We start from the raw sequence: 24,227 nt of genomic DNA, 5'->3' as shown, positions 1-24,227 counted from the left end.
GCCATGTACCAATATGGTGCAAAACTGCCTACCCATCGTTCAATCTCGCCCTTACTTTTGTAGTAAATTTACAACAAAATAGCGCTATAAATAAGAATGCTTGTCGCTGCGCGTTGTGCTCTTATCATCAAATTGATTTTGTTCACAATAATATTGATATCAAATAACTATCTTCACGATAAAGACGATTAAATATTGACCCAAATCAAAATAACCCCACAGATAAAGAGGTATATATGAACGTCGAAAGTGATGAAATCTTACATCACTAAAGTCACTATCAGAAAAAGGGGATAGGCCATGATCACCGGCATTCAAGTAACCTCAGCGGCCAATGATGACCTCATCAATTCTATTTGGTTGATTGATAAAGAAACCGACCAAGCACGCTGTGTCTGCGCAAAACAAGGCTTTGAGGCGGATCAAGAAGTCGCGCTGTCTTCTTTGGGTGAGTTTGACTACCGTGAAGTCAATATCGAAACCCAAGCGGTTAATGAAGGGGGTCAACACCTCAACGTTAACGTGCTGAAACGTGAAACCTTAGAAGATGCAGCCAAGCACCCAGAAAAATATCCGCAACTGACCATCCGTGTCTCAGGCTATGCGGTTCGCTTTAATTCACTGACCCCTGAACAACAGCGTGACGTGATCACCCGTACGTTTACAAGCTCACTGTAAACACACAGGTTATAAAGAAACAGCCCGCTTTGGCGGGCTGTTTTTGGTTAAGCGCTCAAATTAAGCAGGTACGCTCTTAAGACCGAGAAATCGGCCTCTTGCTCACTCGACAATAAATCCATCTGTGCATGTTTTGCCAATGGCCCTGGCAGCGGAATATCCTTGTGTAAAATCGCATCGACCGACTCTTTAAACTTGGCCGGATGCGCGGTACACAAGAAAATCCCCTCTTCTTCCTCGCTAAGCTGTTGCGCTAATAAACGATAGGCAATAGCACCATGCGGCTCGCATAAATAGTCTTGCTCAGCAAGCTGCGTCAAACTCTCTGCGGTTTGCGCATCGTCTGCACGTCCTGATGCCAATTCACTCAGCGCCCACCCTTCACGGCGGAAAAGCTCTTCGATACGCGGCCAGTTATTGGGCTGACTCACATCCATCGCATTCGATAACGTTGCGACTGTGGTTTGCGGCTGCCACTGTCCAGTGGCTAAATAGCGTGGCACCGTATCATTGGCATTGGTGGCAGCGATAAAGCGTTTAATCGGCAGCCCCATCGCCTTGGCAAGTAAGCCCGCAGTCAGGTTGCCAAAGTTGCCACTGGGTACCGCGACAACAACTTGGTCTCGCTTGTGCTGAGGGATCTGCGCAAGCGCTTCAAAATAGTAGCAAATTTGTGCCATCAGCCGGCTGATATTGATTGAGTTTGCCGAGTTTAAGCCAATGGTTTGACGCAACTCTTGATCATCGAAGGCTTGCTTCACCATCGTCTGGCAGTCATCAAACGTGCCGTTCACTGCCACGGTGTGAATATTGCCGCCGAGGGTACAGAACAGCTTTTCTTGCAACGGGCTAATTTTGCCTTTCGGATACAAAATCACCACATTGATGTTTTCAATGCCATAAAACGCATGAGCAACAGCGGCACCGGTATCGCCTGATGTGGCGGTGAGAATCGTGATCTTGTTGCCGTCTGACACTGCCGCGAGAGATTGCGCCATAAAACGACCACCAAAATCTTTGAAGGCGAGCGTTGGCCCATGGAAAAGTTCTAGCGCATGAATACGCTCTGTGACGGATTTGAGCGGCGCCTCAAAGGTAAACGCCTGCGCCACCAGCTCATGGATTTGGCTTTTTGGCATTTCGTCGCCAATCAAGGCCGAGAGGATCTCAGTGCTACGCTCGACCAATGGCATCGACAGCAAAGCATCGATATCCTCAAATTGTGGTACGTGCTCGGGGAAAAACAGCCCTTGTCCTCGCCCCAATCCTTGTTTGACCGCTTGCGCGAACGAGACGGTTTCACTGTGATCTTTGATGTTGTAAAGCTTCATGCCTGACTTCCTATTTCTTTTGCGCCCTGTCCATCAATGCGACATACATGAACAAAGCCATCATTATTTTGTACGTAGTGCTCGCGCAGCCATTGTGCGAGTCGCTCGGCAACCTGTAAATCATCACAGATACTAAACAAGGTCGGCCCAGAGCCTGAAATCCCTGTCGCCAGTGCGCCACAGCTTTCTGCATACGTCCGCGCTTCAACAAAGCCCGGCAACAGTTTTTGCCGATAGGGCTCTGCAATCACATCACAAATCAAGCTCGCCGCCAGAGCAGGTTGCTGAGTGTGACACGCGTGAATAAAGCCGCCCAAATATCGACCGTGGGCAATGACATCTTGACGGCGATACTGTGCGGGCAAGATAGTGCGTGCTTCTGCAGTCGATACTTTAATCCCAGGATAAGCCATCACCCAATACCAGTTGTCAAAATGTGGCACGGCTTGGCTGATCACGCCTTGGCTTTCCAGCATCAATTGCAAGCCACCTAAGTAGCAAGGCGCCACATTGTCATAGTGTAAGCTGCCCGAAATACTGGCTTCCATCTCCCCCATTAGCGCGAGCATGGTGGTTTCATCCAGTGGGTTACCGTGAAAGCGGTTTAACGCATCAAGCGCTGCCACAATCGAACACGCGCTGGAACCCAATCCGGAGCCGATGGGCATATTCTTTTCCAGCAACATCGCTACCGGCTTTACCGCGATCCCCTTATCCTGCAGTGCATGTGCATACGCTTGGTAGGCCTGATAGACAATATTATCCTTTTCATTAGCAGGAAGCTTGTCGGTAAATCGCCCTTCACAGCGCAGCGAAAAGGGGCGGTCGCCGCCCGATTTCACTTCAACCACATCCCCCAGCAAGCTGCCATCGATGGGGCTGACCGCTGCACCTAATACATCAAAGCCCACACTCACATTACCAATTGAAGCGGGTGCGTAAACGCGTACTGTCATCACTACACTCCTAGCTTCCAGCCCAAGGTGCGCATCAAATCAGCGAACACCCCTGCCGCCGTCACGGCGGTGCCTGCCCCATATCCGCGCAAGACCAATGGAATCGGCTGATAATAGCGGCTGTAAAAGGCGAGTGCATTTTCGCCATCTTTAATTTTGTGCATAGGGTCGTCACTGTCTACGGCTTGAATTTTCACGAAGCATTGACCGTCTTCAATACCGCCGATATAGCGCAGCACCTTGCCCTCTTGAGCCGCTTGCTCTGACCATTGCTTAAAGTAAGCATCCGCCTCCGGCAAGCGTGCCATAAAGGACTCCACATCACCCGACTGATCAAAGCCTGGTGGCAACGCAGGCTCAACTTCGACATCTTCCAGCTCTAAATGCATGCCGGCTTCTCGTGCCAAAATTAACAGTTTACGCGCCACATCCATACCAGATAGATCGTCACGTGGGTCGGGCTCGGTGAAGCCACTGTCACGCGCAACCTTGGTGGCATCACTAAAGCTTACGCCTTCATCTAATTTGCCAAAAATGTGTGATAGCGACCCCGACAAGATCCCAGAAAATCGTGATAGCTCGTCCCCTGCAGCAATCAGGTTTTGCAGGTTTTCAATCACGGGAAGGCCAGCCCCCACCGTGGTTTCATACATAAACTTACGATGTGTCGCGCGCGCCGCCTGACGCAGCTGTTGGTAGTAAGCCATGCTACTGGTATTGGCTTTTTTGTTAGGCGTGATCACATGGAAGCCCGCACGTAAGAAGTCCGCATACTGATCCGCGACTTGTTGCTCTGCTGTGCAGTCAATCAATACTGGGTTGATAATATGATTGCGCTGCACCAACTGAATCATACCGGCAAGGCTAAACGGCGAAAGGTGATTGGGTAGCTCATCACGCCAGCTATCTAGGTTAATGCCTTGGCTGTTCAGCCACATGCCTTTACTATTTGCCAGTCCACAGACACGCATCACAATGCCTTGCTGCTGCAGCTTCGCTTGTTGACGGCGAATTTGCTCAATCAACTCGCCACCGACACCGCCCACACCGACGATAAACACATCGAGGTGATGTTGGCTGTTAAACAAGTTTTCATGGCAGGCTTTCACCGCTTCCGAGACACGCTCTGAGGGGACAACCGCCGAGATAGCACGCTCTGATGAACCTTGGGCAATGGCGACAATATTGACATTCACTTCCGCTAGCGAGGTGAAAAAGCGCGCCGCAATCCCTTTTGAAGTGCGCATACCATCCCCTACCAAGGAGACAATCGATAGATGATCGATAAACTCAACAGGCTCAAGCAAACCATCTTTAAGCTCAAGTTCAAAGTGGGTCCGCAACGCCTTCTCAGCTTTCACTTTATCCTGCGCTTGAATACAGAAACTAATACTGTACTCCGACGACGATTGGGTGATCAGCACGATGGAAACGCCCGCGGATGACATGGCGCCAAACACACGTGAAGCCATACCAACCATTCCCTTCATCCCCGGACCAGAGATATTGACCATACTCAAATCGCTAAGCGTGGTGATCCCTTTAATGGCAAGCTTATCTTCACCAGTATCATCGCCAATCAAGGTACCTGCGCCTTGAGGATTGGCCGTATTTTTAATCAAACAAGGAATATGGAAGCGAGCAATAGGGGCGATGGTTTTAGGGTGGAGCACTTTGGCACCAAAGTACGACAGCTCCATCGCTTCTTGATAACTTAGCGACTTCAGCAAACGCGCATCTGGCACCAAGCGGGGATCGCAGTTATAGACACCATCGACATCCGTCCAGATTTCGCAGCACTCTGCGCGGACACAAGCGGCCAGCACCGCAGCGGAGTAATCGGAGCCGTTGCGGCCTAAAGTCACCAGCTCGCCTTGCTCATTGCCGGCCATAAAGCCCGGCATCAAGCCAACATGATTAGCGGGAATGGGAGACTGTTTAAAGCGTTGCGAAGAGGTTTCAATGTCTACTTCTGCACTCAGGTAACTGCCAGAAGCGGCAAAATAACTGACCGGGTCAATCTCAAAGACTTGATAGCCACGCGCCGCTAACAACGCCTGCATGGCTGCCACGGACAAACGCTCCCCCTTGCTGACCACCCTCGCATAGGTGCTGTCCGGGCAAAGCCCCAGAAGGTTCATACCGTGTACATATTGACGTAGCTGCCCGAGGCTGCGAGAGAGTTTATCGAACAAAGGCTGGGTGTCGAGATTAGGCTGGCGTTCGGCAAGACCTTGGAACAGCGCGGTGAAAATGGTTTCTAGCTCTTTGAGTGGCAGCTCAGCCTCTCCATGTTTAACCGTATTATCCACCACGGACACCAGAATATTGGTAACACGCGCTGGGGCGGACAAAACAGCAGAGACGTCACTCTGACCCTGATTGCTAACAATGATGTCAGCGGCACGACTGAATCGCTCTGCATCGGCAAGCGATGTGCCACCAAATTTTAAAACTCGCATCCGTTTGGGACCTCTCTCTTAAGATAAAAAAAAGCCCGTACCGGTGAGGGTACGGGCTTTTCTTGGAAATTCTGTGCGTATCAGCCCGCACCAACACACATTGTGCCAGTAATAATGGTGGTTGTTGTGGTGGTAAGGGTGCTGATCGTCAGTTGCATGTGTGTTGCGTTTATCGTTTGTTTTGTTGAGTTCTATTTAGGTGTATCGAATCATGCCGCCTAGGTCAACAAAAAAGTGACACTGATTGCTTTTTCGCCAAAACTCTGAGAGGTTGAAGAGAACAAAAACGGCATGGAAGCAGGGAAAACGAATGACACAGGACGCCATGGCGCAATTGGTCGCAAATACGATATTACAGGGCTCGGATGCCATGTACGGTCGCTTCTTAGATGTGACATCAGGCGCTCAAGAGCGCTTTGAGCAGCAAGATTGGAAAAGCGTGCAGCAAGCACTGAAAACGCGTATTCAATTTTACGATCACCATGTCGGCTTAGTGAGTCAGCAACTGCGCGCCATGCTGGGCAAAGAACACGCCACACGCTCCTTTTTGATGGCAGTGAAAGCAGCCTACATCAGGCTCCTTGATGATTACCCACGCTACGATATCGCTGAGAGTTTTTTCAATTCGGTGTATTGCCGTATTTTCGAACACCGAAATATTCGTCGTGACAAACTGTTTGTGCAAAGTTCACAAGGCGGACGTATTCCCAAGTATCCAACGCCCTTGTTGCGACGCTTTCAATCGCAAGCTGGCATTTATGCCACGCTAGAGCGCATGCTAGACAGCACGCCCTTTACCCTACCGTGGCGAGATAAAAGTGGCGATCTTAAGCGCATTACGCAAATCCTTCAGCAACGCTTTGGTCCGCAGTTAACCATGAGCTTCACCATTGAAATGGTGCGTCAGCCGTTTTTTCGCAACAAAGGGGCGTACTTAATTGGCCGTCTGGATATGGCGAACCAACGCCGTCCCCTCGTGCTGCCCTTGCTTATCTCAGATGACGGCGAGCTGTATATTGATGCATGTATTACCGATAGCGACGATGTGAGTATCGTATTTGGTTTCGCGCGCTCCTATTTTATGGTGTATGCCCCCGTCCCAGCCGCTTTAGTCGACTTTCTCAATCAGTTGATGCCCAATAAAACCCCGGCAGAGCTCTACACCGCGATCGGCTGTCAAAAACATGGTAAAACCGAGCTATACCGCGAATTTCTCTATCATTTGGATAATTCTGATGACTTGTTTGATATTGCGCCGGGGATCAAAGGGATGGTGATGTCAGTGTTCACGCTGCCCTCATACGGCTTTGTGTTTAAGATCATCAAAGACAAATTCGCACCGCAAAAACAAATGACGCACGCCCAAGTGCGCGAGAAATACCGCCTCGTTAAAGAGCACGATCGGGTGGGACGCATGGCCGACACGCAGGAGTATCGGAACTTTATCTTTCCTCGTCACCGTTTCAGCGATGCACTGATTGACGAATTGCTAAACGTGGCGCCTTCATGTGTGTCCGTCACTGACACAGAAGTACGGATCCGCCATTTGTATATGGAGCGGCGGATGATCCCGCTCAATATTTATCTCGAGCAAGCCAGTCCTGACGCCTTAACCCAAGCAGTGCAAGAATACGGTGATGCCCTCAAAGAGCTCGCAGCTGCCAATATTTTTGCCGGTGACATGTTGTTTAAAAACTTTGGCGTCAGCCGCCATAATCGGGTGATTTTCTATGATTATGATGAAATCGCCTATCTCACTGAGGTGAACTTCCGCCGCATACCGCCACCGCGTTATCCAGAAGATGAGCTAGCCGCAGAGCCTTGGTACAGCGTGGGAGAAAATGATGTGTTTCCCGAAGAGTTTCGTACCTTTTTGTTGGTCAACCCTTCGCTACGTGATGAGTTTGAGCGCCTACATCCCGAGCTTTTTGAGGCCGAATTTTGGCAGCAACTGCAGCATCAGGTTCAAGAGGGCTACTTCCATGATGTGCGCCCCTACAGCGATGCGCTTCAGTTAGTCAAAGCCTAAACACGCTTAACCTGGCGTCAATTTTGCTTGTTGTTTTATTGTCGTCATCACACGCTGGCGCTTATCAGGTACGTCAATAGCATGACGTTTTTTTAGACAAAGTTGCGACCGCGCACACTTTTTTGTCTACACTGATCATCAGCGGTGACGAAACCGACAAAAATAACAACGCAAAGGAACCTAGAGTGAAACAATTCGGATTGTTCGCACTCGCCTTGCATATAGTGGCAACCCCTGCATTTGGCGAGCAAATGCTATCGTTCGAGACCGAAACGATAGCCGACTCTAATCGCTTTTTTATCCAGTCGATGCCCTCGGCAGGAGGCGGGTTTGATAGCTGGACCATAGAATCAGGCTATCGCTACCCCTTGAGTAATCTCTCCGTTTACCTTGGCACGCAAATGAAAAGCGAAACCCAGACAGCCCCCACGCAACGCGGCTTGCTCAGCGGCATTGAGTACCGATTTACCGACAAGTTACATGTTTCAAGCCAACTGAGCCACGGCTACCAACGTGATAAAAGCGTTAACCAATGGGGGGTCAGCAGCCGCTACCAATTGAGTGACTATTTCGATGTCAATGCTGGGCTGGATGTAGAGTTCGATCCTGAAAAAGACACCGAGTCCATTTACCAACTCGGCGTCGGGTTACGCTTTTAACAACGTGTAACGACAGCGTGAATGCTTAATCCACGTCGCTGATCGTACTCAAAGGCTGCGCGCAAACCAGCACACCGTTTTTGTCAGCATACAGGTAGTCACCCGGGGTCACTAACACGCCTTCCAGCGTTAGCACCACATCTACCTCTCCCCAGTCCCGTTTTTGGGTTTTAATCGGACAGACGCCGAGTGCTTTAATGCCAATAGGCAAGGTGGCAAGCGTCGCCACATCCCTCACTGGCGCGGCAATCACCACCCCCGCCCAACCATTGTCGACCGCACTTTTTCCGATCATATCGCCCAATAACGCACGATCCATCGCACCGCCGCCATCAACCACTAAAACCTGACCTTGGCCGGGCGTTGCGAGAAGCGCTTTCACTTTGGAGTTATCGTGATAACAGCGAACAGTACGTATCCGTCCTTCAAAGCCGCTCACCGCGCCAAAATCTTGCCACTGAATGGGTAACCAACGCACAGCGTCTGGGTGGTTGTCGCATAAATCAGGTAGCCTATCGTCCATGATGCTCTCCTTAGTCCATTGATGAGTCTGTCAACTCCAGCAGGGATGAAAACGTCACGCCTAGTGACTGCGGCGCAAAATCTGTCATCAGTGCAGGCAGTAACCATAATGTATCCTCCTCCACCCAATAAATCGCGTTTTGCTGCCACGTTTTCGCCAATGCAATCGCTTCGTCTTGACTCAGGGCAACCGCAAAGCCCGGCTCAAACCAGCTGCCATCAGGTGCCCCACCATGCATTGCCCAATAGCGGATCCCCGCTTTCTCCATCTCATCCGCGAGTTGACGATTACGTAATTGATTCTCTTTCTCAGATAAAGGTTGGCTACGAGGGTTAAATGCGGTAAGAATGGCAAAAGAGCGGACACTGGGTGCTTGGGGTGCCCGAAATGCGATCTGCTGGTAAGTTTTCCACAAATCGCTGGCGTTATTCTGATCACACATTATTTACACCTGTTCGTTACTAACATTATGCTTAATTGCTAATTATGCGCTAGTATTCATAAAGTTAAACGGGAAGTTGACCCTAATCACCAACAAAGATGCTTTTGATTGGGGTCAATAAAGGATGAAAAAAATCATCAACGTTCACCGTAATATATTGTTAGCGCGCTGTTAAATGAATACAATTAGCGGCAATCAATGGATATAACAGTGATTGCCTCTGAGGCTTACGAGGGCCGATAACGCCCCACCTCAACTGGAACACACGGTGCGTTGTCTAGCATCGACACACACCTCTCTATGGATGGCGTGCCATATGTTGATTGCGAGGCATCCTCTCGCAATTTTGTAAATTTTTTTCATGGGCTAGTGGAACTAGACTGTGAAGTGCAACCGGATTCTATTTAGATATTAGGTATCGCCAATGCAAACCCCGCAAATTCTGATTGTAGAAGATGAACAAGTCACACGTAACACGCTGAAAAGTATCTTTGAAGCGGAAGGTTACAATGTCTTTGAAGCCAGCGATGGCGACGAGATGCATCAAGTCCTATCCAATCATCAAGTGCACTTGGTGATTATGGACATCAACTTGCCCGGTAAAAACGGTCTATTGCTCGCGCGTGAATTGCGTGAACAAGGCGACATGGCATTGATGTTCTTGACGGGCCGTGACAACGAGGTCGACAAAATCCTAGGGCTGGAAATTGGTGCCGATGACTACATCACCAAGCCATTTAACCCTCGTGAATTGACCATTCGTGCACGTAACTTGTTAACCCGTGCGATGAGTAGCGTGAACGGTGGTGAAGAAAAACGCAACGTTGAACAGTATGTGTTTAATGGTTGGGTTCTTGATATCAACAGCCGCTCTTTGATTAACCCTGAAGGCGAGTCGTTCAAATTGCCGCGTTCAGAGTTTCGTGCCCTGCTGCACTTCTGTGAAAACCCAGGCAAAATCCAGACCCGTGCTGAGCTGTTGAAAAAGATGACAGGTCGCGAGCTAAAGCCGCATGACCGTACTGTGGATGTCACAATTCGTCGTATTCGTAAGCACTTCGAATCACACAGCGACACCCCAGAGATCATTGCCACCATTCATGGTGAAGGCTATCGCTTCTGTGGTGAGCTCGAAGATCAATAAGTTGCACACCCAATATGAATAAGGCGCCTGATGGCGCCTTTTTTGTTTAGCTTATTGGTGGCGTTTAGGAGGATTGCTCATCTAACCATGCTTTTAACACCGTCAGATCGTGCTGATAGCCTACTTTAATTTCATCAACCCAATCGGCAATATTCTCCCACCACGCAGGTAACTCGGGAGACTGCGCTTTTTGAGCCACTTTTTGCACATGCTTTAAGCCCACTGAGCCTGCCGCACCTTTAATTTTATGCGCTTCCGACACAATGCCATCTTGGTCGCGTGCGGTCATATTCGAATCAAGAATCGCGATGTATTCCGGCATCAATTGTTCAAACATTTCAATGCTTTTTCGCACAGGCTCGGTGCCAACCAGCTCGACATAGCCGGTGAGCATGTCCATATCCAACAGCTTTTCCGCTTGCTCGCTTGCGACTGGCCGCGTCGACGCACTCTCGTCAGTCACCGCTTCTTGCCCCTCCGCCAGCGCATAACGCTCAATCACTTGGCTAAGTGCCGCGACACTAATCGGCTTGCTGATTGCATCATCCATGCCTTTGTCGATGTACTCGCCTTTGTCTTTGATCACATTGGCGGTTAATGCAACAAGTGGTGGTAAGCTCGACTGTGTTTCGCGTAATGTTGCTGCAATATCAAAGCCGGTCATATCCGGTAATTGAATATCTAACAACAGTAAATCAAACGCCCCCGGCATAAAGGTGTTGAGTGCCGACTGACCATCTCGCGCAACGGTCACCTCATGGCCTAGACTTTCCAATAAATTGGTAGCGACCGTGATATTCAGCTCAATATCTTCGACAAGCAAAATGCGTAAGCGGCTATCGCTGCGCGTGGGCAGTTGGACTTCATCATCCGCAGGCTCACTCAAAGGCACGGAAACCGTGACGGTAAAGGTACTCCCTTCGCCTTCTTCACTATCGACGGTAATGTCGCCTCCCATCATGCGTGCTAACTGGCGAGATACGGCAAGTCCAATCCCGGTTCCCACAGCATGCAAGTTTTCTTCGCCTTGTTTTACCTGATAGTACATGGCAAAAATTTTATCTTGCTCATCAGCAGGGATCCCCACCCCGCTGTCTTCAACTTCAAAGCAAAGATGCGCGTTGTCGTCCTCCACATCTGCACTGACGGTGATGATCACACAGCCTTGCTTGGTGAACTTGACCGCATTCCCGACCAGATTCCACAAAATTTGCCGTAGTCGTGTCGCATCCACGGCGACAAATTCCGGCAAATCTGTCACCCGTTCAAGCTCAAAACGCAGCCCTTTTTGCTCCGCCATCAGGCCAGAGATGTTTTCAATCTCAGTAACAAATTCACGCAGATCGATGCTAGTGGGATACAAGGACAGCCGGTTTCGATCGGATTTATCTAAATCGATAATATCGTTGAAAATATTACCCAAGGTGATGGCACTGACGTAAATGGTACGTAAGTAATTGCGTTGATCATCATCCAGCGGCGAGTCCAATAGCATGCGGCTCAACCCGACAATCCCATTAAGCGGTGTGCGCAGCTCGTGGCTGATGGTGGAGATAAAGGCGGTTTTATCTCGGCTCGCTTTCTCCAATGCATCTTGATAACGCTTACGTTCGGTGATTTCACGGCCAAAGCCCAGCAATCCCAAATGACGCCCGTCTCGCGCAAAGAAAGGGACTTTGCGCAGTTCAAAATAGGCCTTGCGTCCATCTTGATACTCAAGCCATTGCTCGTAGGTAATGGAGACATTGTTATCAAAGACTTGCTGATCGGTCTCCACCACTTTCGCGGCGATATCCTCGCGATAGACATCCCACGGCGTCAGGCCCTTCAGCGCCTTCTCTTTATAGCCGGTCAGCTCTTCCATCGCGCGGTTACAGCCGGAGAACTGCCCCTTCGCATTGCGGTAATAAATCAGATCCGGCGACGCATCAATAAACGAGCGCAGCAATGCGGTTTGCTCGGCCAGCTCTAGCTGAGCTTTTTCCCGCTGATACACCTCGTTTTCTAGATCCTTGATCGCCTCTTGGCGCGCACTCTCAGCTTTTTTACGCTCGTCGATTTCTAAATTCAGTTGCTCAATATTTTCGGTCAATTGCCGGTTAAGACGCATGTCTCGCGCACGCATCTCTTCTAATTTAGACACCAGCTTAGATAAGCGCTGCCTCGATTCTTCCAGCTGATCCACCACCACGGACAAAAAATAAACCGCCCAAGGGGTGATCACCAGGCCGAAGAAAATCGAGCGGATAATGTCGATATTTTGCACCGTGCCTTCCAGCACCAAGGTGATGCCCACTTGCACCACCACGGCCAGTGCCACAAGCGCGAGTGCAAGTAGCATGCTGAAGCGGACAATGCCCAGCTTGACCAGCAAATCAACATAATACTGCGCTAATACTTTGAGTTGTTTCATAAAGGCTTACTACACGCCAGTTAAGAGTGGAAGTGTTCATGCTCAGGGCGTCGCGCATCGCTCTCTGTGGCGCTAGACGTTGGTCCCATTAAGCTGACTTGATTGCGCCCCAGCCGCTTCGCCTGGTACATGGCTAAGTCGGCTTGATGGATAAGCTCCCCATAATCCCCTTCGGGTGAGGGGATCATACACGCAACGCCCAGACTCGCGGTCATCACCGCTGCGACCGGGGAATACTGATGCGCGATTTCACGCTCGGCCAACGCCGCCCTTGCCCGCTCGGCAACTAAAGCAGCCCCATCAAGCTCAGTGTGAGGCAATACAATAGCAAATTCCTCTCCACCATAACGTGCGACCGCATCAAGTGGTCGATTAATCGCCGATTTAAAAGCGTTCGCCACTTGCTGCAAGGCCCAGTCGCCTTGTTGATGGCCATAATTATCGTTGTAAAGTTTGAAATGGTCGATGTCACAGAGGATCAAGGCAAGCGGTGTTTGTTCACGGGCGTGTGACCGCCATAACTTGCGCAATTGCTCATCAAAGCTGCGTCGATTCGCCACTTGGGTCAAACTATCCACGAAGCTCATTTCTTGGAATGACATGATCGCATCCGCTAGCTGTTGTTGGGTGTGCTTACGTTCGGTGATATCGCGCGCCATCACCAGTACTGCAAAGCTGTCAGTCACCGGATCATCAATACGCGATTTCGTCACTTCAAACCAAGTTTGCTCGCCGCTGGGCCGCCAAATCACATCTTCATAGGTAACGGTTTCCCCAGTATCCAGTACATGCTGATCGCGCTGACGATGCTGATCAAAAATATCTGCATCGACGACCTCTTGCGCTGGAGAGGTCTCAAGCGCTTCAATGGAGACCCCGAGCGCATCGGCATAGGCTTGATTACAGGCAAGGTGGTAATAGTCCTGATCAAAGATGCCAATCGGATCCACACTGGCATTAAAAATCGCGCTCAGTAAATTGCTCCGTTGCTGAAGCGCTTGCTCAGCCGATTGGCGATGATGCACCTCGCGTTGCAAACTTTGCTGCATTTGGTGCCAGTCGGTCACATCATGACTGATGCTCAAGGTGCCAACCACCTGTTGCTGATCATTTTTAAGCGCCGTGATATTAGTTTCGAGCAAACAGCTTTCGCCGTTTAACTGCGATGCCCAAGTACGCACCGTCTTTGAGCCAGACAACGGCTGATCGGCATGCCACATAATGCCCTCTTGCTCGCGGCCTCGCCAAAAGCGGTCAAAGGCCGCATTGGTTCCCACCACATTGCCATCGACATCTTGAAAGCAAACCAATTCAGCCAACGAATTAATCACGCTAAGCAAAACACCATGTTCTTGATGCTGTAACTGCCATTGCGCGTGGCGCGCCAGCGGTGCTAGCGACACTAACCATGCTTTTTTACGCCGACAACGAATGGGTAAGCCCGACAAGCGCACGCCAATGCGTACTCGATTCGCGCCAGGCGCTTTGACCTTAGCTTCGACATTAGAGAAAGGACGTGGCCACTGCTGAGCAACAATGAAGGCGCGTACCGCTTGTCGTTGGTGCTCATTGGCCGTTTTAAAGTGGTTTTTGCTGTCCACCAATGAAAATGCCTCCACACAAGCAGCATTGGCATACAAGATGTCACCCTCATCGGCGGTAACAATGGCATGGGGCGTATCGAGATCAGCCATATACACTCGCCAATGGGTTAACGCGACGGTTTCTTGTCGCGCACGCCACGCGTAGCCAAGCACCGCACCTAAAACAAGAAATGTAAATAAAATGAAAAATGCCATGCGGCTCCTGTGTGATCACAACCATCCTTGATTCGCGACATCTTTTCCCGTTGCGTCGCTTATAGAAGCGCTATTTTGCCACAGTTTTCTCAAAATACATGGCTACGTGCCTCACAGGTTTTTACTGTCAGTTGTCATTTTTTTACATCAAATCACAGCGTATCTTGCTATGAAACTGAAGACATAAAACGCACCCTGCTTTATTTCTTTCTTTGGTTAGAATTTATGCTCGAATTTGGCCTTAAATTAATAATTATTTAACAAAACAGCATAAACGCGAATAGCTATTATTCCCGAAAAAATTGGCACAAAACCTGAAAATATCAGGTGTTTAATTGACATCACACCAAGCTTCATGGTGCATAAAGGCTGCATAATAAAATTTGACCTTTAACTGCTTTGCCGTTAATTTGAAAGGTCGCTGAATAGCGCTTTCTGGATACGGCAGGCTAGGCATCGCGTTGAAAATCAGTAATTTAATTACTTACAAGCACGCGATTTTCCCGTTAAAAAAACACAACATAACGGGTGAGCTGTCACAGTCCTAGACGCTTTCAGAGTGGTCAGGAGGATCACGACAATAAATGCAATCACTGCGAGTGACGCAGTAGCAAGGGAGAATTGCAATGTCGCTGTACAACCCAATGTTGGAAAAGGATAACTGTGGTTTTGGTTTGATCGCCCATCAAGAAGGTGAGCCCAGCCACAAGTTGGTTCGTACCGCCATTTCCGCACTTGATCGCATGACCCACCGCGGAGGGATTAACTCCGATGGTAAAACCGGGGACGGTTGTGGGTTATTGCTCCAAAAGCCCGACCGTTTCTTTCGCCTTATTGCCGAACAAAACCAATGGAACCTGAGCCGTTTGTATGCGGTGGGAATGCTTTTCCTGAGCACAGATCCGGTGAAAGCGCAGCGCGCCCGCGCGGTGTTTGAACAAGAAATTGGTGCCGAAACACTCTCCGTGGTTGGTTGGCGTACGGTACCAACCAACCCTGACGTGCTGGGTGAAATCGCCAAGCAATCACTCCCCGTTATCGAACAAGTCTTTATTAACGGCCCGGCCGGTTGGCGCGCACGCGATTTAGAACGTCGCCTGTATATTGCGCGCCGCCGCGCAGAGAAAGCGTTAGCTGACGACACAGATTTCTACATTACCAGTCTGTCGACCCAAACCATCGTCTACAAAGGCTTGTGTATGCCGGCAGATTTGCCGCGCTTTTACACCGATTTGGCCGATTTACGCCTCGAGTCTTCGATCTGTTTATTCCACCAGCGTTTTAGTACTAACACGCAACCACGCTGGCCGCTCGCTCAACCGTTTCGTTACCTTGCCCACAATGGTGAAATCAACACCATTGAAGGTAACCGCCAATGGGCACGAACACGGGCATACAAATTTAACTCGCCCTTATTGCCAGACCTCCATCAGGCCGCACCTTTTGTCAATGAATCAGGATCGGATTCGTCGAGCCTAGATAACATGCTTGAGGTATTTTTGTCCGGTGGCATGGATCTCTTCCGCGCCATGCGTCTACTTGTGCCGCCCGCTTGGCAAAACCATCCGGATATGGATGATGAGCTGCGTGCATTCTATGACTTTAACTCCATGCACATGGAGCCATGGGATGGTCCTGCCGGTATTGTGATGTCTGACGGCCGTTATGCAGCTTGTAATCTCGACCGCAACGGCTTGCGCCCTGCGCGTTATGTGGTCACTAAAGATAAATTCATCACCCTCGCCTCTGAAATTGGCATTTGGGATTACGCGCCTGATGAGGTCGCTGAAAAAGGGCGTGTTGGCCCGGGTGAATTGCTGGTGATCGATACCCGAGAAGGCAAAATTTGGCACTCAGCGGAAATCGATAATGAACTGAAAAGTCGCCACCCCTATCGGGAATGGCTCGATGCTCACGTGCGTCGCTTGACCCCGTTTGAAGAACTTGATGATGATGCCAGCGAAGGCAGCCGGAGCTTGCAAGACACCCAACTGAAGGTTTACCAAAAGCTGTTTGGGATGTCGAACGAGGAAGTCGAGCAAGTCGTCAAGGTGCTCGGGGATATCGGTCAAGAAGCGACCGGTTCGATGGGCGATGATACGCCCATGGCGGTACTATCTTCTCGTCCCCGCTGTGTGAGTGACTACTTCCGTCAGAAGTTTGCTCAGGTTACCAACCCACCCATTGATCCCTTGCGTGAAAACCACGTGATGTCACTGGCCACCTGTATCGGCCGGGAAATGAACGTTTTCTGCGAGACTGATGGCCACGCTGAGCGCGTCGCGTTTAAATCGCCAGTGCTCTTGTTCTCAGACATGGTGCAGTTACTCGAGCTCGACGATACCTATTATCGCAACAGCATTCTCGATATTAACTACGATCCGAACGAGAAAGATCTGCAGCAGGCCATCTTAGATCTTTGCGATCAAGCCGAGCGCTGCGTGCGCGATGGCACGGTACTGGTAGTCCTGTCTGATCGCAGTATCAATAAAGACAAACTCCCTATCCCTGCCGCTATGGCAGTCGGGGCGGTGCAAAAGCGTCTGGTCCGCGAAAACTTGCGCTGTGATGCCAACATCATCATTGAAACCGGGAGTGCACGTGATCCGCACCAATTTGCCGTATTACTCGGCTTTGGTGCCACGGCTATCTACCCATACCTCGCCTACGAAACACTAGCCAATCAAGTCGACATTGGCGCAATCAAAAAGCCCTATCGCGATGTGATGGTGAATTTTAGAAATGGCATCAACAAGGGCCTATTTAAAATCATGTCAAAAATGGGGATCTCGACCATTGCCTCTTACCGCTGTTCGCAGCTGTTTGAAGCGGTCGGCCTGCATGACGATGTGGTAGAGCTTTGCTTTAAAGGTGTCGCAAGCCGCATTCAAGGGGCGAACTTTGATGACTTCCAGCAAGACTTAGTCAACCTTTCACGTCGTGCTTGGATTAAACGTAAGCCGCTAGAGCATGGTGGGTTACTCAAATACGTCCACGATGGCGAGTATCATGCTTACAACCCAGATGTAGTAAAAAATCTGCAAAGTGCAGTGCGCTCTGGGGAAGCAATGGACTACAAAACCTACGCGAAAACGGTGAATGAACGTCCGGTGGCAACCTTGCGCGACCTAATGCGTTTGAAAAAAGCCGACACACCATTACCGCTTGAACGCATTGAGCCCGCCACCGAGCTATTTAAACGCTTTGATTCCGCGGCCATGTCCATAGGTGCTTTGAGCCCTGAAGCGCACGAAGCGTTAGCCATTGCGATGAACCGCCTTGGCGGCCACTCGAACTCCGGTGAAGGGGGTGAAGACCCACGCCGTTTCAATAGCGAGCGTAACTCCAAAATCAAGCAAATTGCATCGGGCCGTTTTGGGGTCACTCCCCACTACCTCACCAATGCCGATGTGCTGCAAATCAAAGTGGCACAAGGGGCGAAACCCGGTGAAGGCGGACAATTGCCCGGCCATAAAGTCACGGCCGAGATCGCCAAATTGCGTTTCTCAGTCCCCGGTGTCACCTTGATTTCGCCACCGCCACACCATGATATCTACTCGATTGAAGACTTGGCGCAGCTGATTTTTGATTTAAAGCAGGTCAACCCAAGCGCATTGGTATCGGTCAAACTGGTCTCCGAACCGGGCGTAGGCACCATTGCTACTGGTGTGGCAAAAGCCTATGCCGACCTGATCACCATTTCAGGGTATGACGGCGGCACGGGGGCAAGCCCATTGACCTCCGTGAAATACGCCGGTAGCCCTTGGGAATTAGGCCTCGCCGAAACCCAGCAAGCCCTCGTGGAAAATGGCTTACGCCACAAAATTCGCTTACAAGTCGATGGCGGCCTCAAAACTGGCCTCGATATTGTAAAGGCCGCCATTTTAGGTGCAGAGAGCTTCGGCTTTGGCACCGCGCCTATGGTGGCGTTGGGCTGTAAATACTTGCGTATTTGCCACCTGAATAACTGTGCAACCGGTGTGGCGACCCAAGATGACACGCTTCGTCGCGACTACTTTAAAGGCTTACCTGAGCAGGTAATGAACTTCTTTAAAGGCTTAGGCGAAGAAGTTCGCGAGCTGCTCGCTGAGCTTGGTGTCGAAAAGCTCACCGATCTCATTGGCCGAACGGACTTGCTGGAAGCAGTTGATGGCTTTACCGCCAAGCAGCTCAAACTCGACTTGAGCCATATTCTCGAGGCGCCCACACCCTGGCCGGGCAAAACCTTATATTGCAGTGAGCCCAATACGCCTTTTGATAATGCACCGCTCAACCAAGCCTTGCTCAGTGAACTAGGGGATGCGATTGACGCTAACCGACGAGCCAGCATCTACAAATCGGTACGCAATACCGACCGTTCAGTCGGTGCTAGCCTCTCTGGCGCGATTGCAAAACGCTATGGCAACACAGGCATGGCAGCTAACCCTCTGGATATTCAATTGCAAGGCACTGCGGGTCAATCCCTCGGGGTATGGAATGCGGCAGGGGTTAATATCACCCTTGTCGGCGATGCCAATGACTATGTCGGCAAAGGGATGAGTGGCGGTGAAATCGTGATCCGTCCGCCTGTAGGATCCGCCTTTGCCAGTCATGAGTCCACCATCATGGGCAATACCTGCCTGTATGGTGCCACTGGTGGCAAGCTGTTTGCGGCAGGGAAAGCAGGCGAACGGTTCGCCGTGCGTAACTCAGGAGCCCATGCGATCGTCGAAGGCGCGGGAGATAACGCCTGCGAATATATGACGGGCGGTATCGTCGCGATTTTAGGTCGCACTGGCGTCAACTTTGGCGCTGGAATGACCGGCGGCTTTGCCTATGTGCTCGATGAGGAAGGCGATTTTAACCGCCGCATCAATCCAGAGTTGGTCGAAGCGCTGTCGCTAGAATCTCTGGCCATTCATCAAGAGCACTTACGCGGACTGATCGCGCAACATTTAGAGCTGACAGGTTCAGATCGTGCGCAACAACTGCTGGCTGATTTTGACCAATGGGTACACCGTTTCTATTTGGTCAAACCTAAAGCCGCTGATGTCAGCACCTTGTTAGGCCACCAGAGTCGCAGCGCTGCCGAGCTGCGAGTTCAGGCGCAGTAAAGGAGGGATCCATGAGCCAGAACGTATATCAGTTTATCGATGTGCAGCGTATCGACCCGCGAAAAAAGCCGATTGATACCCGCAAAATAGAGTTCGTGGAAATCTACGAGCCGTTCACCGAAAAAGAAGCGTCGGCACAAGCCGATCGCTGCTTAGATTGCGGTAACCCCTATTGTGAGTGGAAGTGCCCTGTACATAACTACATTCCACAATGGCTAAAGCTGGCCAATGAGGGACGCATCTTAGAGGCCGTTGAGCTATCGCACCAAACCAATAGCCTGCCTGAGGTCTGTGGCCGAGTGTGTCCGCAAGACCGGCTTTGCGAAGGTGACTGTACACTCAATGATGACTTTGGCGCTGTGACCATTGGTAATGTCGAAAAGTACATCACCGATAAAGCGTTTGAAATGGGCTGGAAGCCCGATATGTCACATGTTGAGTGGACAGATAAAAAAGTGGCCGTAATCGGTGCCGGCCCTGCTGGGCTTGCGTGTGCCGATGTGTTGGTACGCAATGGCGTCAAACCGGTGGTGTTTGACCGCTATCCGGAAATTGGTGGCTTGCTCACTTTCGGGATCCCGTCATTCAAACTGGAAAAAGAGGTGATGCGTAACCGCCAACGGATTTTCACCGAAATGGGCGTGGAGTTTCGTCTCAACACCGAAGTCGGTAAAGATGTGGCCATGCAAACCTTGATTGATGAGTTTGATGCGGTCTTCCTCGGCGTCGGGACGTACAAGTACATGCGTGCTGGTCTTGCCAACGAGGACGCACCTGGTGTGTTTGATGCACTGCCATTTTTAGTCTCCAACACCTACAAAGTGATGGAACTGAAGAACGCGCCACCCTTCATCGATATGGCAGGTAAGCGAGTGGTGGTCCTCGGGGGAGGCGATACGGCGATGGACTGTGTCCGTACCTCCATTCGTCAACAAGCCGCCAGTGTGACTTGTGCCTACCGTCGTGACGAAGCGAATATGCCCGGCTCGCGCCGCGAGGTGAAAAACGCGCGTGAGGAAGGCGTGAACTTTATGTTCAACCTTCAGCCTCTTGGCATTGAAGTCGATGAAAACGGCAACGTGCGCGGGGTTACCGTGGTAAAAACCCAGCTCGGTGAGCCTGATGCTGCCGGTCGCCGCCGCCCAGAGCCGATTGAAGGCAGTGAGCATGTGCTAGAAGCAGACGCCGTGATCATGGCGTTCGGTTTCCAGCCCCATGCCATGGAGTGGCTGGAGCCCTATGATGTAGCCCTTGACGAGCGTGGCCGCATCAAAGCGCCAGCCAACGGGGACATCTTATATCAAACCACCAACCCGAAAATTTTTGCCGGTGGTGATGCAGTGCGCGGGTCAGATTTAGTGGTCACCGCCATTGATGAAGGACGGAAAGCGGCCGAAGGGATCATGGACTACCTCGAAGTCTGATCTTCTCCCACCCCGACTGAATAGAAGTGCCTCAAAGGAGGCACTTTTTTATTGCCTCATGTACACTAACCCCATTCTATGTGCTAACAGGATCATCAAGATGAAAATCGGCATTATTGGCGCTATGGAGCAGGAAATTACCCTGCTGCGTGATAAGCTCGCGAACCTTACCACTCATCACGAAGGAGGCTGCACCTTCTACACCGGCACACTACAGGGCCGTGATGTGGTATTGCTCCAATCAGGCATTGGTAAAGTATCGGCAGCGGTCGGCACCACCTTGTTACTGTCACAGTTTAAGCCAGATTGCGTGATTAACACCGGATCAGCCGGCGCTTTTGAACCCTCATTAAACCTCGGTGACGTGGTTATTTCCTCACAAGTGTGTTACCACGACGCGGATGCAACCGCATTTGGCTACCAGATGGGTCAAGTTCCTCAGCAACCGGCTCACTTTGACTCTGACGACGCACTGATGGCACTGGCCGAGAAAGCCATTGATGACGAGACACACGTGGTACGCGGGTTAATCTGCACCGCCGATACCTTTGTGCACACCGATGCACACCGTCAGCACATTCGTACCCACTTCCCTAAAGCGGTAGCGGCAGAGATGGAAGCGGCAGCGATTGCACAAGTGTGCGCCCAGTTTAAGATCCCATTTGTAGTTGTGCGCGCCATCTCTGATGTGGTGGCAGAAAAAGAATCACCGATGACGTTTGAAGAGTTTTTGCCGCTGGCTGCGAAAAGCTCGTCCGCCATGGTTGAAAAAATGGTTGCGCTTTTCGACTAACCCTTCGAACGCTTATCATGGATGAACCTTGCCATTATGGATGCACTGCTTAACCCGCAATATTGGCTGACTATGGCTGCCAACCACCCAAGCTTCTGGGCGCTGTGGTTGGCGCTATTAATCCATTGGTTACTCCCCTTATCCGCCAATTATTCTCCGTTTCAATACTGGCAACAGTACGCGCTCATTTTAGCCGACCAAGTCAACCAACCAACCGACCCGAAGCGGCAGAGAAAGCTCGCAGGGGGGCTGGCACTGGCACTCATGTGTGGCACGCTGGCGATCTTGCTGATTGCCACTCGAGAGCTGGTCTGGTTTCGCCCTTTATTTGATGCGCTACTGCTGTGGCTTGCTCTCGATTGGCGCAATATTGATACGTTTTCCCAAGCATTTGCCGATGCCATTGAACAACACGACAAAGGGACAGCACGCGCACTTTTGGCCAACCGCGTCAACCGAGAAACTGAGTCCTTGTCGATTGTCGGTCTGGGTAAGGCAGGCGCAGAAACGATATTGCTTGGCACCGCACGTCATGGCGCCTGTGTGATTTTTTATTTTGTGCTATTTGGTGGTGTCGGTGCCCTGCTGTATGCCAGCTTAGTCCGTCTTGCGCGCGTGTGGTCGCCGAGCCGTCTCACCTTCTACCCATTTGGCTTAGCGGTCGCACGTCTTCTCAACGGACTCGATTACGTTCCTATGCGTCTATTTGCCCTCTTGTTCGCACTGGGTCGTTCCCCACTCACGCACCTTAAAGCGTGTTGGCAACAGGGACAGCGCTGGCGCACGCCGGGGCCTGGCTGGCTATTGGCCTGCGCCAGTAGCCGCTTTCAGCTCTCCCTCGGAGGCCCTGCCATTTATCAAGGCACCAAAACATTGCGCACAAAAATCGGCAGTGGCGTGACACCGGCGTGCTACCACCTTTTGTTATTACGTCAAAAACTCAGAGTGAGCATGCTCATTTGGATCGCCTTTAGCGCGTTATGCTTGCTCATCGTGTAAGGATTAAAAAACATGCTCGGTCTCTCTCCTCGCGGCGTCGGACTTTTAGTTGCCGCTTTTCTCTTTACCACGGCCGCTTATGCACACCCTGCCCCACCTCGTGTGATCAGTCTGGCTCCTCATGCCACTGAGCTCGCTTACGCTGCTGGCCTCGGTGAACAACTCGTCGCCGCCAGCGCGTACAGTGATTATCCCGAGGAGGCAAAAACGCTGGAACGCGTATCGAACTATCGGGGCATCAAACTGGAGCGTATTGTGGCGCTTAAGCCCGACTTAATCTTGGCGTGGCGTGGCGGCAACCCACCTAAACCACTGGAAACATTGGCGCAACTGGGCATTGAAATCCGCTATCTTGATGTCGAAAAACTCGACGACATCAGCCGCTTTATTCGCGAACTAGGCCGTTATGGCCGCCACCCCGAAATCGCCAAGAAAAATGCAGCCGCTTTCGACCAAAAACTGCATGCACTGCATACCCGCTATCAAGATGCGACGTCGGTACCTTACTTTTATTTATTAAGTGGCGCGCCACTGATGACAGCCAGTGATCACGCTTGGCCAAGCCAGCTTTTTAGGCTATGTGGCGGCGAAAACATTTTTGCCGATAGCCCCGCGGCTTATCCGCAAGTGAATATGGAGCAAGTGATCACCCGCAAACCGCACACTGTGTTTTATACCGGTGGTGAACTGCCTGCCAGCTGGCAAAGTATGAAAGACTTACTCCCCAGCCTTGCTCAGCACTATGCGTTTCAATTAAACCCAGACTGGCTAACACGAGCAACGCCCCGTGCGTTGCAGGCTGCAACCCAAATCTGTGAGGCACTTGATACGGTGCGCCGCGCAACCTAGGACCCATGATGACCCAAACCATGATTTTGTATTTATTTGATTTATTTGGCACCGCAGTATTTGCCATCTCTGGTGTACTCATGGCTGGCCGTTTACGGATGGACCCTTTTGGCGTCGTGGTCCTTGCCTGCGCCACCGCGATTGGGGGCGGAACGGTACGCGATATGGCGATGGGAGCAACGCCCGTGTTTTGGATCAGTGACACACTATATATTTGGGTGATCCTTGCCACCTGTGTTGCCACCATGCTGCTTATTCGCCACCCCCGCCGACTCCCTTGGTACGTATTACCCTGCGCCGACGCCGTCGGTTTAGCCGTCTTCGTCGGCATCGGTGTCGATAAAGCGTTAAGCTATGGGACTTCACCACTGGTCGCGGTAATCATGGGCGTTATTACCGCGTGTGGGGGCGGCATTATTCGTGATGTGTTGGCCAGAGAAGTGCCCATGGTGCTGAGAACCGAGGTTTATGCCACCGCATGTATTGCCGGCGGGATCGTTCATACTCTCGCGGTTGAAGTGGGGCCAGATGCCGTCACCGCCTCAATCGCAGGCATGGTCACCACCTTGCTGATCCGCTTAGCGGCGATTCGCTGGCATTTATCCTTGCCACCCTTTGCCCTTGATCGTTAAG

At 51.0% G+C, this 24,227-nt stretch carries 17 protein-coding genes and 1 other annotated feature; of the genes, 10 read left to right on the top strand and 7 right to left on the bottom strand.

Annotation, left to right across the window (positions count from 1 at the left end):
* Positions 1 to 300 precede the first annotated feature (300 nt).
* The gene (gene grcA, locus BZG84_RS04105) at positions 301 to 678 is read left to right on the top strand and encodes an autonomous glycyl radical cofactor GrcA (RefSeq protein ID WP_069589774.1); all 378 of its coding nucleotides are present in this window, start codon (positions 301 to 303) and stop codon (positions 676 to 678) included.
* Positions 679 to 725: 47 nt separating this feature from the next.
* Here the strand turns inward: grcA and thrC are convergent, their stop codons facing one another.
* Genes thrC through thrA form a run of 3 tightly spaced genes read right to left on the bottom strand, consistent with a single transcriptional unit; the run spans position 726 to position 5,427 of the window.
* Positions 726 to 2,009 carry a threonine synthase gene (gene thrC / locus BZG84_RS04100; protein WP_077479995.1) on the bottom strand — a complete coding sequence of 428 codons (1,284 nt, stop codon included), beginning with the start codon at positions 2,007 to 2,009 and terminating at the stop codon, positions 726 to 728.
* A complete protein-coding gene (thrB, locus tag BZG84_RS04095; protein WP_077479996.1) occupies positions 2,006 to 2,965 on the bottom strand; it encodes a homoserine kinase in 960 nt (319 codons plus the stop codon). The genes thrC and thrB overlap by 4 nt, the downstream gene beginning before the upstream one ends.
* A 2-nt stretch (positions 2,966 to 2,967) precedes the next feature.
* Positions 2,968 to 5,427 carry a bifunctional aspartate kinase/homoserine dehydrogenase I gene (thrA, locus tag BZG84_RS04090; protein ID WP_077677992.1) on the bottom strand — a complete coding sequence of 820 codons (2,460 nt, stop codon included), beginning with the start codon at positions 5,425 to 5,427 and terminating at the stop codon, positions 2,968 to 2,970.
* Positions 5,428 to 5,451: 24 nt separating this feature from the next.
* Positions 5,452 to 5,569: a sequence feature (Thr leader region), on the bottom strand.
* A gap of 168 nt (positions 5,570 to 5,737) precedes the next feature.
* Between thrA and aceK the strand changes: the two genes are divergently transcribed.
* Positions 5,738 to 7,456, top strand: coding sequence for a bifunctional isocitrate dehydrogenase kinase/phosphatase (gene aceK / locus BZG84_RS04085; protein WP_077479998.1), 1,719 nt, complete (start codon positions 5,738 to 5,740; stop codon positions 7,454 to 7,456).
* 185 nt (positions 7,457 to 7,641) lie between these two features.
* A complete protein-coding gene (locus tag BZG84_RS04080; RefSeq protein ID WP_077479999.1) occupies positions 7,642 to 8,115 on the top strand; it encodes a hypothetical protein in 474 nt (157 codons plus the stop codon).
* A gap of 25 nt (positions 8,116 to 8,140) precedes the next feature.
* Here the strand turns inward: BZG84_RS04080 and BZG84_RS04075 are convergent, their stop codons facing one another.
* Both BZG84_RS04075 and BZG84_RS04070 read right to left on the bottom strand, forming a co-directional pair.
* Positions 8,141 to 8,638: a putative 4-hydroxy-4-methyl-2-oxoglutarate aldolase gene (locus tag BZG84_RS04075; protein WP_077480000.1), complete on the bottom strand. Its 498-nt coding sequence runs from the start codon at positions 8,636 to 8,638 to the stop codon at positions 8,141 to 8,143.
* Between the two features lie 10 nt (positions 8,639 to 8,648).
* Positions 8,649 to 9,080, bottom strand: a complete 432-nt coding sequence (locus BZG84_RS04070; RefSeq protein WP_077480001.1) for a DUF3293 domain-containing protein — start codon at positions 9,078 to 9,080, stop codon at positions 8,649 to 8,651.
* A 424-nt stretch (positions 9,081 to 9,504) separates the two neighbouring features.
* Between BZG84_RS04070 and arcA the strand changes: the two genes are divergently transcribed.
* Positions 9,505 to 10,224: a two-component system response regulator ArcA gene (gene arcA / locus BZG84_RS04065; RefSeq protein WP_069589785.1), complete on the top strand. Its 720-nt coding sequence runs from the start codon at positions 9,505 to 9,507 to the stop codon at positions 10,222 to 10,224.
* Between the two features lie 64 nt (positions 10,225 to 10,288).
* Here the strand turns inward: arcA and arcB are convergent, their stop codons facing one another.
* A complete protein-coding gene (arcB, locus tag BZG84_RS04060; RefSeq protein ID WP_077480002.1) occupies positions 10,289 to 12,637 on the bottom strand; it encodes an aerobic respiration two-component sensor histidine kinase ArcB in 2,349 nt (782 codons plus the stop codon).
* 20 nt (positions 12,638 to 12,657) lie between these two features.
* Positions 12,658 to 14,436: a GGDEF domain-containing protein gene (locus BZG84_RS04055; protein ID WP_077480003.1), complete on the bottom strand. Its 1,779-nt coding sequence runs from the start codon at positions 14,434 to 14,436 to the stop codon at positions 12,658 to 12,660.
* Between the two features lie 626 nt (positions 14,437 to 15,062).
* On the opposite strand from BZG84_RS04055, the gene gltB reads away from it, so the two are divergent.
* From gltB to BZG84_RS04025, 6 genes are all read left to right on the top strand, one after another.
* Positions 15,063 to 19,529, top strand: coding sequence for a glutamate synthase large subunit (gene gltB, locus BZG84_RS04050; protein ID WP_077677991.1), 4,467 nt, complete (start codon positions 15,063 to 15,065; stop codon positions 19,527 to 19,529).
* An 11-nt stretch (positions 19,530 to 19,540) separates the two neighbouring features.
* Complete coding sequence (locus BZG84_RS04045; protein WP_077480005.1) at positions 19,541 to 20,953, top strand: FAD-dependent oxidoreductase; 1,413 nt, start codon at positions 19,541 to 19,543, stop codon at positions 20,951 to 20,953.
* 100 nt (positions 20,954 to 21,053) lie between these two features.
* The gene (mtnN, locus tag BZG84_RS04040; protein ID WP_077480006.1) at positions 21,054 to 21,746 is read left to right on the top strand and encodes a 5'-methylthioadenosine/S-adenosylhomocysteine nucleosidase; all 693 of its coding nucleotides are present in this window, start codon (positions 21,054 to 21,056) and stop codon (positions 21,744 to 21,746) included.
* Between the two features lie 21 nt (positions 21,747 to 21,767).
* On the top strand, positions 21,768 to 22,745 hold the full coding sequence (locus BZG84_RS04035) for a cobalamin biosynthesis protein (protein WP_077677990.1): 978 nt from the start codon (positions 21,768 to 21,770) through the stop codon (positions 22,743 to 22,745).
* A gap of 12 nt (positions 22,746 to 22,757) precedes the next feature.
* On the top strand, positions 22,758 to 23,594 hold the full coding sequence (btuF, locus tag BZG84_RS04030; protein ID WP_077480008.1) for a vitamin B12 ABC transporter substrate-binding protein BtuF: 837 nt from the start codon (positions 22,758 to 22,760) through the stop codon (positions 23,592 to 23,594).
* 20 nt (positions 23,595 to 23,614) lie between these two features.
* Complete coding sequence (locus BZG84_RS04025) at positions 23,615 to 24,226, top strand: TRIC cation channel family protein (protein ID WP_077662391.1); 612 nt, start codon at positions 23,615 to 23,617, stop codon at positions 24,224 to 24,226.
* The last annotated feature ends 1 nt before the right edge of the window (position 24,227 follow it).

The organism is Salinivibrio sp. PR932 (genome assembly GCF_001996125.1).
Taxonomy (GTDB): Bacteria; Pseudomonadota; Gammaproteobacteria; order Enterobacterales; family Vibrionaceae; genus Salinivibrio; species Salinivibrio proteolyticus.
This window is presented reverse-complemented; position numbering and strand designations above follow the sequence as displayed.